Origin of the sequence: Lentzea sp. NPDC058436, from assembly GCF_042721515.1 — a bacterium.
GTDB lineage: Bacteria > Actinomycetota > Actinomycetes > Mycobacteriales > Pseudonocardiaceae > Lentzea.
In genome coordinates, this window is the sequence record NZ_JBHXLF010000019.1 from 59,469 (window position 1) to 79,266 (window position 19,798).

A 19,798-nucleotide genomic window follows, 5' to 3' on the forward strand; every position below is an offset into this window, starting at 1 on the left:
GATGCGGTGCGTCATGATTCGTCGCATGTCCAGATTCCGTCAGCAGGCGTTGCTGACCGGCTGCGTGCTGACCGCGCTGCTCACCGCGGCCGGACTGTTCGTCACCGACCACGGCATCAACCCGCACCTGTGGCTGATCGTGCTCGCGCTGGCGTTCCTGGGCTTGCTGGCCGCGCTCGACCCGTGGGTCCGCCGCAGGCACAACGCCGAGCTCAGCTCCGACGAGCACCTCGACGCGGCGTGCCGGGCGCTCGCCGTCGGCCTGCAGGCGCAGTGGAACGAGGAGGTCCGGTCCCGCGGCCTCACCGACCCGGACGTCCTCGACCTGCACTGGGTCGCGCCCGAACTGGACGTGAGCGACGAGCCGGACGCGCCGCCGGGACGCAGCGACGCCGTCGTGGGCGCGTTCGAACGGCAGATCAACCGCCGCATGGTGATCATCGGCGAGGCGGGCACCGGCAAGTCGACGGTCGCGATGCTGCTGACGTGCGGCCTGCTGGACCGCTACGACGGCGGCATGGTCCCGGTGCTGCTGCCCCTGTCGACGTGGAACCCGGCGGTCGAGGACGTCCGCACGTGGCTCACGCGCAGGCTGTACGAGGACCACCCGGCGCTGCGCAACACCGAGCTCTACGGCAGCTACGCCGGTGACCTGCTGGTCGAGCAGCACCTGGTCCTGCCCGTGCTCGACGGCCTGGACGACGTCCCAGCCCACCAGCGCGCGGACGCGCTCGCGCGGATCACCAAGGCGTTCGGGAACCGGCCGCTGGTGCTGACCTGCCGCACCGCCGAGTTCACGCAGGCCGCCCACCTCGCCGGCCCGCTGCCGGGCGCGGACGTCGTCGAACTGACCCCGCTCGACCTGGACGAGGTCGCCGCCTACCTGCGGGCGAGCGCCGACAGCTGGGGCGCCGCGCGCTGGGAACCGGTGTTCATCCAGCTGCGCGAGGAGCCGGACGGCAGGCTCGCGGACGCGCTGTCGACGCCGCTCACGATGTGGCTGGCCAGCATCGTCTACGCGGACAGCGAGGCCGAACCGACCGAACTGCTCGACCGCACCCGTTTCCCGGACGCGCGGTCGATCTCCGACCACCTCTGCGACGAACTGGTGTCGCGGGCGTTCGGCAACAGGGCGTTCGCGCACCACGCCAAGGCCTCGCAGGTCTGGCCGCGCGACCGCGCCCGCAAGTGGCTCGAGTTCCTGGCCCACGAGATGCGGGACAGGGGCATCCGCGAACTGGCCTGGTGGGAGCTGCGCCGGTCGGTCGGCAGCACGTGGCTCGCGGTGCTCGGCGCGCTGGTGCTGGGCGCGATCGGCGGGTTCGGCGTCGGCTGGCTGATGGCGTACTCGATCACGCCGTCGTTCGCCCCGATCACCGGTCTGGTCGCGGGCATCGGCGTCGGCGCGGCCGCACTGACCGCGTCCCACGAACGCAAGTCCAAGCCACGACTGGGGATCTGGCGCAGCCTGCTGCTCGTGCCCGGCGTGCTCGGACTCGCAGCCGGACTCGTTTTCGGTGCCCTGTACGGACTTTCCGCCGGACTCGTGGTCGGCCTCGGACTCGCCGTCGCGATCGCCCTGCGGTTCGCGTTGTCGAGCGCGGCCGAGCTCTCCCAAGCATCCAGTCCACAGTGGACGATGGCACGCGACCGGATCGCCGTGTGGACCGGATCTCTCGTGCTGGCCGTGGTCTTCGGTTCGGCGGCGGCACTGGTGTTCGGCCCCGGCCAGACCGGCATGGTCGGGCTGGGCCTCGCGTCCGGCCTGATGCTCGGGTTCGCGCTCGCCGTGCTGCACCTGCGCTGGTGGTGGTTCACCGTCGCGCGGATCTGGCTCGCCCTGCGCGGGAAGCTGCCCTGGGAGCTGATGGTGTTCCTGGAGGACTCGCGCAAGCTCGGCGTGCTCTGCCGGGCGGGCGCCTGCTACCAGTTCCGGCACGGACTGGTCCAGGACCGCCTCGCCGAGCACGAGGTCACCACCCGGTCCGCCGGCCAGGTGCTCCGGTCGCCCTTCTCGGCGAGGGCCACGTCAGAGCAGTGAACGGCACTGTGCACGCGGTGTATACACCCCGTGCATTCGCCGGACGGACTGACGGGCACCCGCCAGGACGCCTACAGTGGTGGGGTGACTGGTCTGACTGTCGGCTGGGATCACGACGTCGAGCTGCTGCTCGACTTCCTGAACACTCGACACGTACTGGACAGTGAAGCCTCCTGGCGCGCATGGGTGACCGAGCGCGGCCTCGGGCGGAGCAGTGAAATCGCGCAGGCGCGCGCCGCTCGTGCGGCACTGCGTTCGTCCATCGAAGGGTCGTCAGGGCCCCGGACGGCAGCGGGTGTCGTGCACATCGAGCTGACCGACGGCGTCCCGGTGCTGTCGAGCTCGGACGCGCTCGGCGCGGTGCTCGCCGCCTCGGCCCGCCTGGCGGTGCTGGGCTCGTGGGAACGCTTCAAGATCTGTCCGGCCGACGATTGCCAACGCGCGTTCTTCGACCGTTCGCGCAACCGCTCGCGCACCTGGTGCTCGATGCAGGTGTGCGGGAACCGCGAGAAGGCGCGCACCTTCCGAAAACGCTCCCGGGCTCAGAACAGCACGTTGGCCACGGTGTAGATCACCAGGCCGGCGAGCGCCCCGACCACCGTTCCGTTGATCCTGATGAACTGCAGGTCCCTGCCGACCTGCAGTTCGATCTTGCGCGAGGTCTCCTCCGCGTCCCAGCGCTCCACCGTGTCCGTGATCAGCGTGGTGATCTCCGCGCGGTAGTTGTTCACGACGTACCCGGCGGCCTGCTCCAGCCAGCCGTCGACCTTGGCGCGCAGCTCGTCGTCGGTCGTCAGGTTCGTGCCGAGCGTGATCAGCCCCTGCGTGACGCGCTTGCGCAGCTCGCTGGACGGGTCCTCGGCGGCGTCGATGAGCATCTTCTTCGCCGTGCCCCACGCGCTGCTGATCACCTTCTGCACGTCGGGGTGGTTGATGACCTGCTGCTTGACCTGCTCGGCCTTCTGCATCGTCGTCGGGTCGGTCTGCATGTCGCTGGAGAACTCGATCATGAACTGGTCGACGGCGAGCCGCATCGGGTGGTTGACGTCGGTCTTGACCGCCCACGCGAAGTTGACCAGCTCGGTGTAGACCTTGTCGCCGAGCATCGAGTCGACGAACTTCGGCGACCACGTGGGCGCCCGGTCCGTGACGATGAGGCTGACCTTGTCGTAGTTGTCGCGCACCCACTCGTAGGCGCGGTCGCACATGAGGTCGACGAGCTTGTGGTGCGCCCCGTCCGTCAGCACCTGCCCGAGCAGCTTGCCGAGCGGCGGCCCCCACGGCTTCTCCGTCACCCGCTTGACGATCGCCTGCTCGACGACGGCCTGGACCTCCTCGTCCTTGAGGACCGTGATCGCGCCCTTGAGGACGTTCGCGAGCTCGGTGGTGATCCGTTCGGCGTTCTCCGGCTGCTTGATCCACGCGCCGGCCCGCTCCGCGATGCCCGCTCTGCGCAGCTTGTCCTGCACCACTTCGGGGCTGAGGAAGTTGACGCCGACGAAGTCGCCGAGCGTCTGGCCGAACATGTTCTTGCGCTCGGGGATGATCGCGGTGTGCGGGATGGGCAGGCCCAGTGGCCTGCGGAAGAGGGCCGTGACGGCGAACCAGTCGGCGAGCGCGCCGACCATGCCGGCTTCGGCGGCGGCCCGCACGTACCCGACCCAGGCGCCCTCGAAGGCGTGGGTGCCGAAGAAGATGACCGTCGCGCCTATCAGGAAGCTCGTGGCGACGAGCTTCATCTTGCGCAGGTCGGCGCGCTTCTGCTGGTCAGCGGCGGTCAGTTGCTCCACGCCACCATTGTCCGTCAACTTCCGGCATGAGCGCCGATCTTGCGGAATCAGCTCTTCTGCCGGATCGCGTTTCCGTCCACCACTGGCTGCCGCGGGCGGTCCGCATCAACCGTCCGCTCAGGCGACCGGTTCGGGCACGTTGACAGGTGCCCACGCCGAGCGCGCACGGTTGCGCACGTTGATCCCGGCGACGTGATCAGCAGGCCCAGCGAGGCCGCACCGGCGACAGCGGAAGCAGTCGCGGGTGATCCTGTTGTTCCGCGCGACGTGCCCGCACGCCGGGCACGTCTGCGAGGTGTACCGGGCCGTCCACGGTGATCACCTGGACACCGGCACGCTTCGCCTTGTACTCGATGAACGCGCCGAGCTGGTGGAAAGGCCCAGGCGGCGTGGGTGGCTCGCTGGTCGCGACGAGGCCGTACCCGGTCACGGATCCCGCTCAGGTCCTCCAGAGCGATACCGCGGCCGGTGCGTTGCGCGACAGCCACCAACTTCTTGGCGATCCCGTGGTTCACGTGCGCGACGTGGCGATGCTCCCGACGAGACCGTCGGCGAAGGCGACGGGTCGCCGCCCTCGTGTTCTTGGCCTGCAACTCCGCACGCTTCCGCGCATGCCACCGCCGGTAGCGCCGCAATCGGTGGCCTTGGAAGTTCGTACCGTCCGACGTGGTCGCCAGGTTGACGATGCCCCGATCGACACCGATCCAGTCACTCGGCTCGACGACGCCGGGTTCCGGCACGTCGCAAGTGGCGATCAACAGCCACTTCCCGCCCCGCGACACGAGGTCGGACTCGCCTCGCCGACTCGAAGCAAGCATCGTGAGCTGGTCGCATTGCCCTACGAACGGGATGCCCTTCAAGCGCCCCGCCACAGTCCAGATGGACACGGTCTTGGCGTCGTACCGCCACGAAAGCATCCGGTCGTCGAAGGGCTGTGCGGCGTCGTCGCGAAATCTGATCGCTCTGCTCTCAGCCTTGGCCCTGCTGGGGCCCGCCAAACTCCCGGTCCGAACCCTCGCCTGCACACTGGCGTAGGCGTCAACGACCTTCTTCACCGTCCGCACAGCGGCCTGAGCCCCGAGCCCCGCGTCCCGCATGTCCCGGTAGACCAGCTTCTGCAGGTCGTTCCGAGAACTCACACCGTGCTCGTGCGCCATCCGCGACGCGCTGTCTGCCGCGCCGTTGCACGCGTGCAGCGTCGCGACCAGCGCTACCGCCTGCTCAACAGAAGGCAGCAAGCGAACCTGCACGACGACTTTCACTCACCAACCCTAGAACACACGTTCGACCGCACCGTTCGGGGATTGCCTCGACAACGGCGATTTCTCACATCCCGGGGAAGCGGACTTCCCTCGACACCGGATCCACGTGAAGATCCTGCGTTGTGCGGGTACCAGCGCTAGTTCCTCGTTTGCAGCCGTTCACGTCGACCATCTTCGCGGAGATGACGGCGCTGGCCGTGCAGCACGACGCCGTCAACCTCGGTCAGGGCTTCCCCGACACCGACGGTCCGGCGTCGATGCTCCAGGCCGCCCAGTCGGCGATCGCGTCGGGCGTCAACCAGTACCCGCCCGGTCCCGGCATGCCGGTGCTGCGCCGCGCCGTCGCCGCCCACCGGTCGCGGTACGGGCTGTCGTACGACCCCGACACCGAGGTCCTGGTGACCGTCGGCGCCACCGAGGCGATCGCCGCCTCGCTGCTGGCGCTGGTCGAGGCCGGCGACGAGGTCATCCTGATCGAGCCGTATTACGACTCGTACGCCGCGTCCGTGGCGATGGCCGGGGCCACGCGGGTGACCGTCGGGCTGCGCGAGGACGAGTCCGGGCGGCTGGCGCTGGACGTGGACGCGCTGCGTGCGGCCGTGACGCCGAGGACGCGGGCGATCCTGGTCAACTCGCCGCACAACCCGACCGGCACCGTGTTCCGCTTGGAGGAGCTCCAAGCGATCGCCTCGCTGTGCGTCGAGCACGACCTGCTCGCGATCACCGACGAGGTCTACGAGCACCTGGTGTTCGACGGACTTGTCCACATCCCGCTGGCCTCGCTGCCGGGGATGGCGTCGCGGACGTTGTCGATCTCGGGCGCCGGCAAGACGTTCAACTGCACCGGCTGGAAGATCGGCTGGGCGTGCGGACCGGCCGAGCTGGTGTCCGCGGTGCGCGCAGCGAAGCAGTTCATGACGTTCGTCGGCGGTGCGCCGTTCCAGCCCGCCGTCGCGCACGCCCTGACCGCCGAACTGGACTGGGTCACGTCGTTGCGCGACTCCCTCGCGTCGAAGCGCGCGCGTCTGGCCGAGGGGTTGCGTGCGGCCGGTTTCGAGGTGCGTTCGTCGGAGGGCACGTACTTCATCTGCGCCGATGTCCGCCCTCTCGGGTACACGGACGGCCTGTCGTTGTGCCGCGACCTGCCCGCCAAGATCGGTGTCGCGGCCGTGCCCGTCCAGGTGTTCACGGACACGCCGGAACAGTGGAAGCACCTGATCCGCTTCGCGTTCTGCAAGCAGGACTCGGTGATCGACGAAGCCGTGGAGCGCCTCCACAAGCTTTAGTTGTCCACAGGTGTGGATGAGTTTCTCCACAACTGTGGACAACCCACTTTCGGGTGAGGCTTGGAGCCTCAAGTCCCGAGTTCGACTCCAAATGGCATGGACTCGAACACTGAGGTTCTCGTGGGGTGGCGTTCCGGCCTGAACGGCTGGGACGCCCTCGTCGAACGCTACTCCCGCCTCGTCTGGTCGGTGCCCAGATCGTTCCGGCTGAGCCCGGCCGACGCCGCCGACGTCTACCAGTGCACGTGGCTCTGCCTGGCCGAACAGCTCACCCGCCTCCGAGAACCCGAGCACCTCGCGGCGTGGCTGGTCCGTACCGCCAGCCGTCAGTCGATCACCGTGTTGCGCCTGCGCGGACGCGAGGTCTCCTACGACCTTTGGGAGCCCGCGTCGGTCCTGCCGACCCCCGACGAGGTCGCGATCACCAACGACCGGCAGCGTCGCCTGTGGTCCGCGCTCATGACCTTGAACGAGCGGTGCCAGCGCCTCCTGCGGATCGCCGCCCACAGCCCCGAACTGAGTTATGCACAGGTTGCCGACGCCCTGGGGATGAAGGTGGGGAGCGTTGGCTCGACGCGCACCCGGTGCCTCGCTGAGCTGCGGCGGAAGCTGGAGGGCCTGCGATGAGGGACGCGCTGCTCGACGAGATCGCCGCCCTGTTCGGCTCGGACACCCCGCCACCCGCCCTCACCCCGCGGCCGACCGGCCTCGACCCGATGGAGCCTGTGGACGAACCGGTCCGCGGCCCGTCGCGGCAGTTCGTCTTCCTGGTCGGCGCCGGCCGTCTGCACCTCCAGGTCGACCCCGGTCACCTCACCGGCGTGCTGGACGGCAGCGTGTCCGTCGAGGTCCACTCGCCGACGTCGGTGACGGCTCTCCAACCGGACTCCGAGGGCTGGTTCCGCACCGCCATCAAGCCAGGACCGGTGTGCGTCACCGTGCCCGAACTGGGCCTCACGACGGGCTGGTTCGTCGCGTGAGCGCCAGCGCCGACCCGCAGGCCACCATCGCGGCGACCGAGGTCCGCGGCACGAAGGCGCAGCGCGCCGACGCCCTGCACGACCTCAGCGTCGCCCACGTCGAGCTCGGCCACCTCGACGTCGCCGCCCGCCTCGCCCGGCGCGGGTCACGGCTCACCGGGGAGGCGCGGTTCCACCTAACGCTCGCGTGGATCGAGTTGGACCGCGGCCGCCGCAGGCAGAGCCTCCAGCACCTCGACCTCGCCACGCCGCACCTGCGCGGCCGCGAACTGGCGAGGGCGAAGTGCCTGCGCGGCCTGCACCTCTGCCAGACCGCCGAGCCGCGGCTGGCCATCGCCGAACTCACGGCGGTCATCAGGGAGCTGCGCCGGTACGGCGACGAGCGCTGGCTGGCGAACGCCCTCATCGGACGCGGGATCGCCCGGTGCAACGCCACCAGGCTCGTCGCCGCCGACGCCGACTTCGCGTCTGCCCAGACGCTGCTGGCGGCCATCGGCGAGCCGGGTCGCGCCGCGATGGCGTTGCACAACAGGGGTTTCGTCGCGATGCTCGCCGGCGACCTGCCGCTCGCGCTGCGCAGGTACGAGGAGGCGGCGAAGGCCGGTCTCGACTCCACGAGCAGGCCGGAAGCGCTGGTCGACCGGGCCGAGGCGCTGCTCGCGGCCGGGCTGACGGCGGAAGCGAGACGGGTGCTGGCGCCCGCGATGGAGCTGCTCAGGCAGTGCAACCGGCACGTCCCCGAACTGGCGGTGCTGAGCGCGCGGTGTGCGTTGCGCGACGGCGATCCCGAGCCCGCCAGGAAGCTGGGCGGCTCCGACGTCGAGTTCATGCTGGCCGCCGGGAAGCTCGACGCCGTTGCGGCGCACCGGTTTCGCGGGCCGGCGCAGTCGCGGGCGCTGGGGTGGCTGGCGCAGGCCCGCCGGTCCGACCGCCGAGGTGCGCTGGCGGCGTGCCGGGCCGGGCTCAAAGTGCTCGACGAGCACCACGGCGACTGGCCGCGCCGGGAGTTGACGGGACACGCGCTCGGCCTCGCGCGCACCGCGCGTGAGGTGCTCCAGTGGTCAGAGCGTCACCGCTGCACCATGCTCCTGCCTCCCAACGATCCGGAGCTCGCGCTGGCACTCGCACGCCTGCGCCGGGCACGTGCGTTCGGCCTGCCTCTCGAAGCGCTGGAACGCGATGTCCGCAGGCTCACCCTCGCCTCCGCGTCACGACCCGGCGGAGACCGCTCCGAGATACCGGACCTGCCGCTGATCAGCTTCATCCTCCACAAAGGACGAATGATGGCCGTGACGGTCGTGAACGGCCGCGCCCACCTCCGCGACGTCGAGGACCCGGTGCGCATGGCGCAGGAGGCGAGGCTGGCGGTCGCCGCGGGAAGACAGGTCCCGAACCTCCTGCCCGACGCCGAAGAGGTGATCGTGATCCCGGACGGCGTTCTGCACCGGGTTCCGTGGGCAGCCATGGGCCCGCGAGTCCACGTCCTCCCGTCTCTGCGGCACTGGCGGCCTAGCACACGCGAGGGTCACCGAATGTGGGTGACCGGACCAGGGATCCACAGCGAAGTGCCCGAACTACAAAGGGAACATGGCGGCACGATCGCAGAGTCCACTGTGGAGTCGACACTGCGGGCCATGGAGGGCGCGAAGATCACGCACATCGCCGCGCACGGGCACGTCCACCCCGACAACCCGTTGTTCTCCCACCTCGACCTGCGCGACGGCCCGCTCTACGGCTACGACATCGCCAGGATCAGGAACCCACCCGAGATCGTCGTGCTGTCCGCCTGCGAGTCGGGGCTCGCCCGCGCCTTCCTCGACGCCGGCACCAGGGCCGTGATCGCCAGTGCCGTACCGGTGCCGGACGGGCGGGTCGGCGCGGCCATGGCGGAGGTGCACGACAGGATCGACCACCCGGCCGAGGCGGCGAGGGCCGTCGCCCACCTCGGGTTCAGCTGCTACGGCACGGGCACCAGGGTGGCGGCGTGCAGGGCCGCGGCGAAGGAGGTGCCGGTGCAGAGCAGCTGCGAGGTGCCGACGGCGGCGGGCACGTCGACGCCGGACGCGACCACGTCCACCCACGGGCCGTGACCCGAGAAGTCGGCCGGAGCACCCACGGCCGTCACAGCGGGCAGGGCCGCGGGCCACCAGGGACGGTCGGAGCCACCGTTGCCCGCGGCGGCCACGACGTTGCCGCCGCACGAGGCGAGGATCGGCGGGCATTGGTCGTCGAACGAGTAGGTGCCCGAGGCGACCAGCACGACCGGCAGGTCGCGGGTCGCACGCAGGGCCGCAGCGAGGGTGAGGTCGTCGCCGAAGCCCTCGCCGCACAGGACGGGGAACGGGCGGACCGACGCGCCGTGGTGGCGCAGAACGCCGGCGACCAACGCGCCGTGCGTAGCGTCGAGAGAGGTGTCGAGCAACGCGACCGTGCCCTCGCCCAGCAGTTCCGGGAGGCGCTCGCCGATCACCGGACGGGAGGTGCCGATCATGATGGGGCAGGCGAGGTGGACGTGGTTCGGTGTGGCGCCGACGTCCGCGGCGATCTCCACCACCCGCGCTCGTTCGGACGATCTCAGGTGCATGCGGATGGCTCCGGAAGCGATCTCCTCGTGCGAGTAGACGCCTCGCAAACGCTTGCGCACAGTGGGTGCGTCCGATGGCAGGACGATCAGTTCCCCCGAACGGACCAAGCACTCGTTCGGCCCCGCGCGATCGTGCACGATCACGGGACCGAGCGCCCTGGAGGCGTGATCGGCCAGCTCAGAGAGGCTGTTGACCTGCTTCGGCGCGTCCACATCGGACACCATCCCCTGCCGCGACACGGTCCACAGGGGACCGAAGCGCAAAGTCACTCGATCCGATGACGACACTGAGGGTGTTCATGCCTGATCAGGGCAACACGGACAGCCGCACGAGACCGCCCTTCCGGGTGTTTAACGCCGAGTTGGTTCACGAAGTCACTCTCCGGTGCTAGACATAGCTCTACGTCGACCTCCGACGGCGCTGTGCGTTGAGGGTGAGCCTGAAACGGTGGACGGGTGGTGATCCTGTGGCGAGTGGTGGAGTTCGTGCACTGCTGCTGCGGACCGCTGCGCTCGGCGGGCTGACCGCCGCCGCCTGGCTGCTGGGCGGGACGTCCGCGTCCGCCAGCCCCGAGGAACCCCCGGCCGTCGAGATCACCGCCGACACCACCGCCGAGGCCCCGCAGCTGCTGGAGGACCCGGCCGGGTGGGCGGAGGCGTTCACCGCGTCGGTCGTCGAGAAGCACCAGCCGGCCAGGCTCGTACCGCCGCCCGTCGTGACGCGGCCGGTCGAGGAGCCCGAGGAGGAGCCGGAGGACGAGGGCCCCGTCCTCGACTTCACCGGCGGCTCGCAGGGCAACTCCCGCTCCGGTTCCGTCACGAACGAGGCACCGCCCGAGGTCGTCGCGGCCAAGGCTCAGGTCCGTGCCGCGAAGATCGCCGCGAAGCTCGCGGCCGAGGCACCCCCGCCCCCGCCGCCCGTACCGCCCGTCGTCACCCCCAAGCAAGCCGTGCCGCTTTTGCCCGATCTTCCGGTGCCCGCTCCCGTGAAGACCGAACCCGCGCCGGCGAACGACTACAACTGGTCGGCTCCCGGCCCGGACGCGCCGCTGCCCAGCCCGCAGCCCGCACCCGCGGTCGCGACGGCCTCCGTGTCGTCCGGCCACACCGACAACTCCGGCGGCACGCGCGGCGTGCTCGCCGTTCTGACGTCGCACAACTCGCTCTTCCCGCCCGCTACGTGGTCGGTCGAGGAGCGTCGCGACGGCACTGCGCCCGGCAGCACTCCGGGTCTTCCCGCAACGTCGCCCGACTGAGTCCGACAGGACAAGTCTGCCCTCTGCGCGATTTGTGACCGTTCCGTTCCGTCGCGCCAGTAACTCCGCATCACATTTCCCGTTGTACGCAAGGAACCCCCAGTCTTCCTGACCTGCCAACCGCGCCCTGGCAGGTCGGGTCTGGTCCGAGTGCCGCGCTGCCCCCGCAGTCTCGGACCACACGGGAAACCTGCGGACGGGGAACGCCAATCCCTGGGACGTTCCCCTCCGCAGGCCACCCGGTTGTTTGGTTCGTCGGCCCGGTCTCCCCCGCTGCGGGAGACCGGGCCGACGTGTCTCACGCGACAGGCAGCGACAGGTCGGCGTCCGCCGGAAAGCCTGTACTCACAACGGATGCAGCCACCACACCCAAACGGCCGATGGCTTCGCGCAGCACTTCGGGCGACTGCGTGTACGGCACTCGGAGCATCTGCTCACACCCGCCGTGCACGGCGAAGCGGGGACCGGGGACGAGCCGCAGGCCGTGGTTCTGCGCCACCACCGCGATGCGCGTGCTCACCGGGCCGTCAAGGGCGCACCACACCCCGAGCCCACCGGCCGGCACCGAAAAGCTCCACTGTGGACAATGCTCGCGCAACGCCGCGACCGCCACGTCCCGCTGCTCCAGAGCCTCCGCCCGCCGTTGCCGCAGAACGCTCTCGGGAGACTCCAGCAACGCGGCCAGCACGAGCTGCTCGAACACCGGCGTGCCCAGGTCGATCGCCGCCCGAGTCGACAGCAGCCGGTGCACGATCTCCGCGGACGCCCTGATCCAGCCGATCCGCAGCCCGCCCCAGTGCGACTTGCTCGCGGATCCCAGCGTCACCACCGAATCGCCGCCGAACGCGGCCATCGGCAACGGCTCCGGCGAGTCGTCCAGCGCGAGCTCCACCAGGGTCTCGTCGACGACCAGCGGAGTGCGCGCCTTGCGGAGCACGGCGGCCAGCGACTCCCGCGACTCGGACGACATCCGCAGCCCGGTCGGGTTCTGGAAGTCCGGGATCAGATAGGCCAACCGGGGACCCGCCTGGCGCAGCGCGGCCTCGAACCCGTCCAGGTCCCAGCCGTCGCTCAGCATCGGCACGGGCACCGGGATCCCGAACGCCGCCCGCACCGCCTCCAGGGCGTTGGGATAGCTCGGCTGTTCCACGAGCACCCGGTCGCCGGGCCCGACGAAGAGCCGCAGCACCAACGCCCACGCGTGCTGCGCACCGGACGTCACCACGATCTGGTCGGGCGAGGTCGGCAGCCCGCGTGCCGTGTAGCGGTCGGCGATCCGCTGCCGCAGCACCGGAAGCCCGCGTTCGTCGTACCCGTGCGACGCGAGGTGCTCCGGCATCTGGCTCATCGCGACGTCCATGGCCAGTCGCACGGACGGCAAGGCGGGCGGCGCGGCACGCGACAGGTCGATCAGCGTGTCGTCCACCCCGGTGATGCCACCACCGGAGCCCACCGGTCCGTTGATCCACGACCCGGCTCCGCGCCGCGACTCCACCACGCCCTCGGCTCGCAGCAGGTCCAGCGCGGCGGTGATGGTGGTGCGACTCACGGGCAACGCGTCGGTGAGCTCGCGCTCGGACGGCAGCCGGGTCCCGACGGGCAGCCGCCCGTCCGCGACCAGCAGTTTCAGCGCCGAGACGAGATCAACGACGCACTGCCGGGGCCCGCCACGACGCCACTCGCCGAGCAAACGGGCGAGCCTGGGCCCGGATATACGTCCACCTGGTGGGAGCATGAGGCCAATTATGACGAATTGGCTATGGATTACCAGGCCAATCTAGGCGCAACATGGCCACATGGCCTCCATGACCGCACTCCACCAGGTCTCCGTCCGGATCTCGCCCGCCCGTCGCCTCCCGCAGCTCGCAGCAGGTCTGTGGCTTTACGGCGCGAGCATGGCGATGCAGATCCACGCGACGCTCGGCCTGAACCCGTGGGACGTGCTGCACGAGGGCCTCGCCAAGATCACCGGCCTGAGCTTCGGCCTGATCACCGCGATCACCGGCGTCCTGGTGCTGCTGGCCTGGATCCCGCTGAAGCAGAAGCCGGGCATCGGCACGATCGCGAACGTCGTGGTCATCGCGGTGAGCGTCGACGTGACACTCGCGATCCTGCCGACACCACAAGGACTTCTGCCGAGAATCGTGTTCCTGACGCTCGGCATCGTGCTCAACGCCGTCGCGTTCGCCGCGTACGTCGGCTCCCGGCTCGGACCGGGCCCGCGCGACGGCCTGGTGACCGGGTTCTGCCGCCGCACGGGCATTTCCCTGCGCCTGACGAGGACCGTGCTCGAACTGATCGTGCTCGGCACCGGCTGGCTGCTCGGCGGCACGGTCGGCATCGGCACGGTCCTCTACGCGCTCGGCATCGGCCCGCTCGCGCAGCTGTTCCTGCCCGCGCTCACGTGGCGCGAGCGCTCGCGGCCCGCTTGCGGATCTCCCCGTACGTGACCTCCCGCTCGTTCAGGACCTCGGCCACGATTCCCTTGCCCTGCAACAACGCCAGCAGGATGTGTTCCACACCGAGGTAGTTGTGGCCGAGGTCGCGCGACTCGCGCAACGAGTTCTCCAGCGCCTTCTTGAAGTCCTGCTCCAGCGGCATCCCGAACCACCGCCGGCGCGGACCCGGCCGCAGGATCCCGGTCCCGAGCGACTGCTCAGCCGACTCGATCACCGCGTCGACGTCGATTCCCAAGCCCCGCAACGCTTCCGCGTCGGCCTTGGTCAGCCCGCCCTTGCGCCGGTAGTCCCGGAAGGCCGTCTCCAGCTCGTCACGCGGCAGGTCGAACCCCGCCAGCACCGGCGCGTCGAGCAACGCCAGCATCAGGTGTTCCACGCCGACCTCGCCGGCGTGCACCCGTTCCGCCTCCCGCACAGCGGCCTTGACCGCCTCACGGGCCTCCTTGGTGAACCGCTCCGCGATCATCATCGCCCCCCGTGCTTCTTGTGCACCGCCTGGCGCGACACCCCGAGCTCCGCCGCGATGTCCTGCCACGACCAGCCCTTCGCCCGCGCACTGCGGACCTGGGCGGCTTCCAGATGTTCGAGCAGTCGCCGCAACGCTCCGACGGCCCGCAACCCCACCTTCGGGTCGTGGTCCCCGGCCGCTGTGGCGAGATCCGTCGCTTCTGTCATGACGTCAACGTACGTTGACAATCGGCATTCGTCAACCGAAGTTGACACGTACGGTGGATCCGTGAAGATCGAGACCGCCGAGCAGGGGGCTCCGGGCCGAGTCACCGAGGATCGGATCAGGGTGCTGCCGAACGCCGTCGTCGTGCTGGACGGCGTGACGTCGCGAACCAGGCCGCCGGACCGCAACGGTGGTTGGTACGCCACGGAACTCGCCGACGAGCTGGCCCGGCTGATCAACGGCACCGACCCGCTGACCGACCTGCTCGCCCAGGCCATCACCACCCTCGTCGAGAAGCACGACCTGGTCCTCGGCGACTCCCCGTCCTGCACCGCGGCGATCGTCCGCTGGAACGACGAGGTGATCGACGCCCTCGTCCTGTGCGACACCCCGGTCGTCGCGTTCGGACAGTCCACTCGGGTGCTCGCGGACACCAGGCTCGAAGACCTCCGGCCCGACCCGGACATCCTCCGGTGGAAGAACAAGCCGGGCGGCTACTGGGTCGCGGAGGCCGATCCCGTCGCGGGGCACCAGGCGCTGACCGCGACCTGGCCGCGCGACGAGGTGACGAATGTGATCGCTCTCACGGACGGCGTCTCGTGCGGGGTGTCCGAGTACGGACTCTTCGACTGGGAGGACCTGAGGCAATTGCCGCTGGGCGAAGTCCTCGACCGAATCCGGGAAGCGGAGCGCGGTGATTCGGAGCACGAGCGCTGGCCCCGTTACAAAACGCACGACGACCAGGCGATCGCGCGAATCAGCTTCACCGCATAACGAAAGAAGCCCCGCAGCTCGTGCTGCGGGGCTTCTTTCCAAGAAGGATGGCCAGGGGCGGGGTCGAACCGCCGACCTACCGCTTTTCAGGCGGTCGCTCGTACCAACTGAGCTACCTGGCCATGAGAAGAAAAAGCGACCCAGACGGGACTCGAACCCGCGACCTTCGCCGTGACAGGGCGACGCGCTAACCAACTGCGCCACTGGGCCTTGCTCTTGCTTGTCTTACTGTACTGCATGTTACTGCGTGCCCCCAACGGGATTCGAACCCGCGCGACCGCCTTGAAAGGGCGGGATCCTAGGCCGCTAGATGATGGGGACTAGCTGGTCTCTGGAAGCATCGTAAGCATATGCCATAGGTCCGCGCACCTCCAAAACGGGGGTCCTACTTATGCGCTGACCTGCCCAAACCCCCTTCCGAGCCGGATCGGCCAGATCAACAAATGCCTGGTCGGAGCACTTCGGGCCGTTCACGGGACTTCAGAAGCAGTTTGTGATCCAGACAACTTCCACTCCGGAGCCGCGACGCAGGGCAGCACGTGACCCAGAACCTCGCGGATCCGTTCCGGGAAGTCGGCGCACGCCGACGTCGCGGAGGAGATCAGCCGGGAACCGAGAGCGGCACTGCACAACGTGCGCGCGACGGCTTCCGGATCGGCGCCGGCGCGGAGGTCTCCGCGTTCGCCCGCCTCGGCCACGTAGGCGGCGACGAGCTTCTCCCACAGGACGTGAGAGCTCGGCACACCCGGATACCCGACCTCCCGGTCCGCGTTGAGCCGCACGCCGGCGCGCAGCACGACGTCGGCGGCGATCCGGCCGGCCGACTCGGCGAACATGCCGTGCAGGGTGCTCAACGGGTCGAGCCCGCGCAGCCGCCACGACTCCTTCAACCGCGCCCACAGCTCGCTCTGCCGCTCGACCAGGGCGTCCGCGACCGCTTCCTTGGAGGGGAAGTGGAAGTAGAACGCGCCCTTGGTGAGTCCGGCGCGCGCGAGCACGGCGGTCAGCGACGTGCGCTCGTAGCCGAGCCGGTCGAACTCCTCCGCCGCGGCGTGGAGTATCGCCTCACGTGTCGCGTACGCCCGGTCCTGCTGGGGCATGGGCCAAGGTTAGCCGTTGCCGCGAAAGAGACCCGTGGGTATGTTTCGGCCTGCGGCCCTGTTCTGCAGACGCGCTCCGGGGGGTGCGCGCCTGGAGTCAGGGCCGCTTTCGCGTCACCGCTGCACCGGAGGCGTCGCGCCCTCCTCACCCGGTGACAGCCCGAGCATGTCCAGCAGCATCCGGCAGTCCTCGGCGCCCAGCGCGCCTCGTGCGACCGCGAGCCTCGCCCGGTGGACCTGATCGTCGGAGATCCGCGAGGGCTCTCCGCTGCGCTGGGCCGGCACGCTGGGCCCGCCCTGTCGTGACACGCCGTCGTCCTGTGTGAACAGGAACTTCCGCACTTCCAGTGACCCGCTCAAAGCACCCTCCCCGACTTGAGGTGTGGCGCGAGGCTAAGCGACCTGGGACAACGGCCGCAGCCCCCCGCAGAGTGATTCCACCGACACCCAGCGTTACTTTCCGTACAGGTGCGGCGTGTGCCTCGTGGGAAACCGACCAGGGATGATGGAGCTATGACCGACCCCACGCCGGAGCCTTCCCCCGAAGCAGAGGGCCAAAACGCGTCCCAGATACCGCTTTCGGCCGACCAGAGCGCATCCCAGGTACCGCCCGCGGTGGACCAGGAGGCGATCTTCAAGGCGATCAGCGGCATCGACGTGAACACCATCGACGCCGACATCGAGTCCGCGTTCGGCGCGAGGCTGGCCGAGCTCGACAAGATGCTCGAAGGCCTCGACGACCTGGTCAACAAGATCGAGGGTGACCTGCAGAACCTGGACCAGCCCAAACCCGAGAGTCCTGAGTAGATCTGTTACCCCAGGGGGGTATAGACTCGGAGCCCCGTACAGAGAAAGGGCTCTCATGTCCGTCACTGCCACCTACACCGTCACCGGCATGACCTGCGGCCACTGCGTCAGCTCCGTCACCGAGGAGCTGACCGAGGTCGCCGGCGTCACGGGCGTCGACGTCGTCCTGGAGACCGGCGCGGTGACCGTCACCAGCGACCGCGAGCTCGGCCGTGACGAGGTCGTCGCCGCCGTGACCGAGGCCGGGTACGAGGTCGCCTGATGACCACGACCGAGCCTCGTCACGTCGAGCTCAGCATCAGCGGCATGACGTGCGCTTCCTGTGCGAACCGCATCGAACGCAAGCTGAACAAGCTCGACGGCGTCTCCGCCACCGTGAACTACGCGACCGAGAAGGCCAGCGTTCAGTTCCCGGACAACCTGCAGGTGGACGACCTGGTGTCGACCGTGCGGGCGGCGGGCTACGACGCGGAGGAGCCCCGTCCGGAGGCTCCCGAGGACGACGAGGCCGGTGAGCTGCGGCTGAGGGTGACGCTCGCCGCCGCGCTCGGCGCGCCGGTGATCGTGCTGTCGATGGTCCCGGCCTGGCAGTTCCCCACGTGGCAGTGGGTGTCCATGGTGCTGGCGAGCATGGTCGTGCTGGTGTGCGGCTGGCCGTTCCACCGGGCCGCCTTCGTGAACGCGCGGCACGGCGCCACCACGATGGACACCCTCGTGTCGATGGGCGTCACGGTCTCGTACGTCTGGTCGCTCTACGCGTTGTTCTTCGGCGACGCCGGCATCATCGGCATGCAGCACGAGTTCAGCCTGCTGCCGCGCCCCACCACCTCCGGCGACATCTACCTGGAGGTCGCGGTCGGCGTGACCGTGTTCGTGCTGCTCGGGCGCTGGCTGGAGGCCCGGTCGAAGCGCAGCGCGGGTGCGGCCCTGCGGTCGTTGCTCGCGCTCGGCGCCAAGGACGTGGCGGTGCTGCGCGACGGCGTCGAGACCCGCGTGCCGATCGGTCAGCTCCGGGTCGGTTCGCGCTTCGTGGTCCGTCCGGGTGAGCGCGTCGCCACCGATGGCGTAGTGGTCGAGGGCAGTTCGGCTGTGGACCGCTCGATGGTCACCGGGGAGTCGGTGCCGGTCGAGGTCGGCGTCGGCGATCCGGTCGTCGGCGGCACGGTCAACGCGGGCGGGCGGCTCGTCGTGGAGGCGTCGTCGGTCGGCGCGGACACGCAGCTCGCACGAATGGCCAAGCTCGTCGAACAGGCCCAGGCGGGCAAGGCCGAGGTGCAACGCCTCGCAGACCGCGTCTCCTCCGTCTTCGTCCCGGTCGTGGTGCTGATCGCGCTGGCGTCGCTCGGCGCGTGGCTGCTCGCCGGGCAGCCGCTGGAGTTCGCGGTGACGACGGCGGTGGCCGTGCTCGTGATCGCCTGCCCGTGCGCCCTGGGCCTCGCGACCCCGACGGCGTTGCTCGTAGGCACCGGCCGCGGCGCCCAGCTCGGGATCCTGGTGAAGGGCCCCGAGGTGCTGGAGTCGACGCGGCGGATCGACACCGTCGTGCTCGACAAGACCGGCACCGTCACCTCGGGACGGCTGACGGTCGTCGACGTGGTTCCCGCCGCCGGCGTGTCCCGCGACGAGGTGCTGCGGTTCGCCGCGGCCGTCGAGAACGCGTCCGAACATCCCATCGGCGCGGCGATCGTGCGCGCCGTGGACGACGTGCCGCCCGTTTCGGACTTCGTCTCCACGGACGGCGTCGGCGTCAGCGGAGTGGTCGAAGATCGGCGCGTCGTGGTCGGCCGGGTGCGCGACGTTCCACTTTCCGAGGAATTGAGCGCGGCACTGGAAGCCCACACAACTCGGACTGTTGTCGCGGTTTCGTTTGATGACAAGGTTGTCGGACTCATCGCCGTGTCGGACGTTGTCAAACCCACGTCCGCACAAGCGATCCGCGAACTCAAGGAACTGGGCCTGCACCCGATCCTGCTGACCGGCGACAACGCCTCAGTGGCCGCCGCCGTCGCCGCCGAGGTGGGCATCGACGACGTCATCGCCGACGTCCTGCCGTCCGGCAAAGTCGCCGCCATCCGGAATCTCCAGGCACAGGGCCGAGTTGTGGCCATGGTCGGCGACGGCGTGAACGACGCACCGGCCCTCGCCGCCGCGGATCTGGGGCTGGCCATGGGAACCGGCACCGACGTCGCCATCGAGGCCAGCGACCTCACCCTCGTGCGCGGCGACCTGCGCGTCGCGGCGGACGCCATTCGGTTGTCCCGCAAGACATTGGGCACCATCAAGGGCAACCTGTTCTGGGCGTTCGCCTACAACGTCGCTGGACTCCCGCTCGCGGCACTCGGACTCCTCAACCCCATGATCGCGGGCGCCGCGATGGCGTTCAGCAGCGTGTTCGTTGTTACCAACAGCTTGCGACTAAGGGGTTTCCGTCCATCGGCCGCATAAGAATCTCGTGGCGAACACTCCCCAACGAGCGCGTGCGCGTGCAACAATCCAAAAGCTGACACACCCCCGGTCAGCGCCTGTGGAGATCCCCTCCGGCCCCCGCGTTCCTCCCCCTGGCGCGGGGGCCTCCTCCGCTCTGCCGACGGCTGCTCGGGCTTCGCCCTTCGCTGCCGTCGGGAGTCGGAGTGTTTGTCTGGGGGGCCGAGCCCCCCAGACCCCCAGGGGGGGGGGGGGGCCCCCCCCCCCCCCCCCCGGGGGGGGGGGGGGGGGGGGGGGCCCCCCCCCCCCCCCCGCGGTCCCACCGCTGATGGGGGGAGCAAGAGTAGATTAAAAAAAAAAAA

At 69.7% G+C, this 19,798-nt stretch carries 19 protein-coding genes, 3 tRNA genes and 1 pseudogene; 12 read left to right on the forward strand and 11 right to left on the reverse strand.

Annotated features, from left to right (window positions below; genetic code table 11):
• The first annotated feature begins 25 nt into the window (after nucleotides 1–25).
• Nucleotides 26–2,041: an NACHT domain-containing protein gene (locus ACFWN2_RS37670; protein ID WP_382435344.1), complete on the forward strand. Its 2,016-nt coding sequence runs from the start codon at nucleotides 26–28 to the stop codon at nucleotides 2,039–2,041.
• Nucleotides 2,042–2,125: 84 nt separating this feature from the next.
• Entirely contained in the window at nucleotides 2,126–2,611 is a 486-nt protein-coding gene (locus ACFWN2_RS37675) for a CGNR zinc finger domain-containing protein (RefSeq protein WP_382435345.1), read from the forward strand.
• Here ACFWN2_RS37675 and ACFWN2_RS37680 read toward each other — a convergent pair.
• The 3 genes and pseudogenes from ACFWN2_RS37680 to ACFWN2_RS37690 all read right to left on the reverse strand — a co-directional run.
• Entirely contained in the window at nucleotides 2,584–3,831 is a 1,248-nt protein-coding gene (locus tag ACFWN2_RS37680; RefSeq protein ID WP_382435346.1) for a DUF445 domain-containing protein, read from the reverse strand. The two genes, ACFWN2_RS37675 and ACFWN2_RS37680, sit on opposite strands and share 28 nt — an antisense overlap.
• 117 nt (nucleotides 3,832–3,948) lie before the next feature.
• Entirely contained in the window at nucleotides 3,949–4,080 is a 132-nt protein-coding gene (locus tag ACFWN2_RS37685; protein WP_382435418.1) for a hypothetical protein, read from the reverse strand.
• A 230-nt stretch (nucleotides 4,081–4,310) separates the two neighbouring features.
• Nucleotides 4,311–4,988, reverse strand: a pseudogene (locus tag ACFWN2_RS37690) (transposase); the annotation flags it as partial.
• Between the two features lie 227 nt (nucleotides 4,989–5,215).
• On the opposite strand from ACFWN2_RS37690, the gene ACFWN2_RS37695 reads away from it, so the two are divergent.
• The 5 genes from ACFWN2_RS37695 to ACFWN2_RS37715 all read left to right on the forward strand — a co-directional run bounded on the left by ACFWN2_RS37695 (nucleotide 5,216) and on the right by ACFWN2_RS37715 (nucleotide 11,199).
• Nucleotides 5,216–6,379, forward strand: coding sequence for a pyridoxal phosphate-dependent aminotransferase (locus ACFWN2_RS37695; RefSeq protein ID WP_382435347.1), 1,164 nt, complete (start codon nucleotides 5,216–5,218; stop codon nucleotides 6,377–6,379).
• A gap of 96 nt (nucleotides 6,380–6,475) precedes the next feature.
• Entirely contained in the window at nucleotides 6,476–7,006 is a 531-nt protein-coding gene (locus ACFWN2_RS37700; protein WP_382435348.1) for an RNA polymerase sigma factor, read from the forward strand.
• Nucleotides 7,003–7,359 carry a hypothetical protein gene (locus tag ACFWN2_RS37705; protein ID WP_382435349.1) on the forward strand — a complete coding sequence of 119 codons (357 nt, stop codon included), beginning with the start codon at nucleotides 7,003–7,005 and terminating at the stop codon, nucleotides 7,357–7,359. The genes ACFWN2_RS37700 and ACFWN2_RS37705 overlap by 4 nt, the downstream gene beginning before the upstream one ends.
• Complete coding sequence (locus tag ACFWN2_RS37710) at nucleotides 7,356–9,449, forward strand: CHAT domain-containing protein (protein ID WP_382435350.1); 2,094 nt, start codon at nucleotides 7,356–7,358, stop codon at nucleotides 9,447–9,449. The genes ACFWN2_RS37705 and ACFWN2_RS37710 overlap by 4 nt, the downstream gene beginning before the upstream one ends.
• Nucleotides 9,450–10,410: 961 nt before the next feature.
• The gene (locus ACFWN2_RS37715) at nucleotides 10,411–11,199 is read left to right on the forward strand and encodes a hypothetical protein (protein WP_382435351.1); all 789 of its coding nucleotides are present in this window, start codon (nucleotides 10,411–10,413) and stop codon (nucleotides 11,197–11,199) included.
• A gap of 298 nt (nucleotides 11,200–11,497) precedes the next feature.
• On the opposite strand, the gene ACFWN2_RS37720 is transcribed toward ACFWN2_RS37715, so the two are convergent.
• Nucleotides 11,498–12,934 carry a PLP-dependent aminotransferase family protein gene (locus tag ACFWN2_RS37720; RefSeq protein WP_382435352.1) on the reverse strand — a complete coding sequence of 479 codons (1,437 nt, stop codon included), beginning with the start codon at nucleotides 12,932–12,934 and terminating at the stop codon, nucleotides 11,498–11,500.
• A gap of 61 nt (nucleotides 12,935–12,995) precedes the next feature.
• Here ACFWN2_RS37720 and ACFWN2_RS37725 point away from each other — a divergent pair, with 61 nt between their 5' ends.
• Complete coding sequence (locus ACFWN2_RS37725; protein WP_382435353.1) at nucleotides 12,996–13,649, forward strand: YitT family protein; 654 nt, start codon at nucleotides 12,996–12,998, stop codon at nucleotides 13,647–13,649.
• Here ACFWN2_RS37725 and ACFWN2_RS37730 read toward each other — a convergent pair.
• Together ACFWN2_RS37730 and ACFWN2_RS37735 are read right to left on the reverse strand one after the other, a co-directional pair.
• Nucleotides 13,600–14,127, reverse strand: a complete 528-nt coding sequence (locus ACFWN2_RS37730) for a Clp protease N-terminal domain-containing protein (protein ID WP_382435354.1) — start codon at nucleotides 14,125–14,127, stop codon at nucleotides 13,600–13,602. The two genes, ACFWN2_RS37725 and ACFWN2_RS37730, sit on opposite strands and share 50 nt — an antisense overlap.
• Complete coding sequence (locus tag ACFWN2_RS37735) at nucleotides 14,124–14,333, reverse strand: helix-turn-helix domain-containing protein (RefSeq protein ID WP_089918904.1); 210 nt, start codon at nucleotides 14,331–14,333, stop codon at nucleotides 14,124–14,126. Before ACFWN2_RS37735 ends, ACFWN2_RS37730 begins: the two co-directional genes overlap by 4 nt.
• A gap of 61 nt (nucleotides 14,334–14,394) precedes the next feature.
• Here ACFWN2_RS37735 and ACFWN2_RS37740 point away from each other — a divergent pair, with 61 nt between their 5' ends.
• Nucleotides 14,395–15,105: a hypothetical protein gene (locus ACFWN2_RS37740; RefSeq protein ID WP_382435355.1), complete on the forward strand. Its 711-nt coding sequence runs from the start codon at nucleotides 14,395–14,397 to the stop codon at nucleotides 15,103–15,105.
• A gap of 48 nt (nucleotides 15,106–15,153) precedes the next feature.
• Here ACFWN2_RS37740 and ACFWN2_RS37745 read toward each other — a convergent pair.
• The 5 genes from ACFWN2_RS37745 to ACFWN2_RS37765 form a co-directional block, all read right to left on the reverse strand.
• Nucleotides 15,154–15,227 (reverse strand) — tRNA-Phe (locus tag ACFWN2_RS37745).
• A gap of 14 nt (nucleotides 15,228–15,241) precedes the next feature.
• Nucleotides 15,242–15,315 (reverse strand) — tRNA-Asp (locus tag ACFWN2_RS37750).
• 38 nt (nucleotides 15,316–15,353) lie between these two features.
• Nucleotides 15,354–15,426, reverse strand: a tRNA-Glu gene (locus ACFWN2_RS37755).
• Between the two features lie 149 nt (nucleotides 15,427–15,575).
• Nucleotides 15,576–16,205: a ScbR family autoregulator-binding transcription factor gene (locus ACFWN2_RS37760; protein ID WP_382435356.1), complete on the reverse strand. Its 630-nt coding sequence runs from the start codon at nucleotides 16,203–16,205 to the stop codon at nucleotides 15,576–15,578.
• A gap of 114 nt (nucleotides 16,206–16,319) precedes the next feature.
• On the reverse strand, nucleotides 16,320–16,565 hold the full coding sequence (locus ACFWN2_RS37765) for a hypothetical protein (protein ID WP_382435357.1): 246 nt from the start codon (nucleotides 16,563–16,565) through the stop codon (nucleotides 16,320–16,322).
• A 255-nt stretch (nucleotides 16,566–16,820) separates the two neighbouring features.
• Here ACFWN2_RS37765 and ACFWN2_RS37770 point away from each other — a divergent pair, with 255 nt between their 5' ends.
• The 3 genes from ACFWN2_RS37770 to ACFWN2_RS37780 are packed head-to-tail and all read left to right on the forward strand — an operon-like array spanning nucleotide 16,821 to nucleotide 19,457.
• Nucleotides 16,821–17,012, forward strand: a complete 192-nt coding sequence (locus ACFWN2_RS37770) for a hypothetical protein (RefSeq protein WP_382435358.1) — start codon at nucleotides 16,821–16,823, stop codon at nucleotides 17,010–17,012.
• Between the two features lie 55 nt (nucleotides 17,013–17,067).
• The gene (locus tag ACFWN2_RS37775; RefSeq protein WP_382435359.1) at nucleotides 17,068–17,274 is read left to right on the forward strand and encodes a heavy-metal-associated domain-containing protein; all 207 of its coding nucleotides are present in this window, start codon (nucleotides 17,068–17,070) and stop codon (nucleotides 17,272–17,274) included.
• Nucleotides 17,274–19,457, forward strand: a complete 2,184-nt coding sequence (locus ACFWN2_RS37780) for a heavy metal translocating P-type ATPase (protein ID WP_382435360.1) — start codon at nucleotides 17,274–17,276, stop codon at nucleotides 19,455–19,457. The genes ACFWN2_RS37775 and ACFWN2_RS37780 overlap by 1 nt, the downstream gene beginning before the upstream one ends.
• The last annotated feature ends 341 nt before the right edge of the window (nucleotides 19,458–19,798 follow it).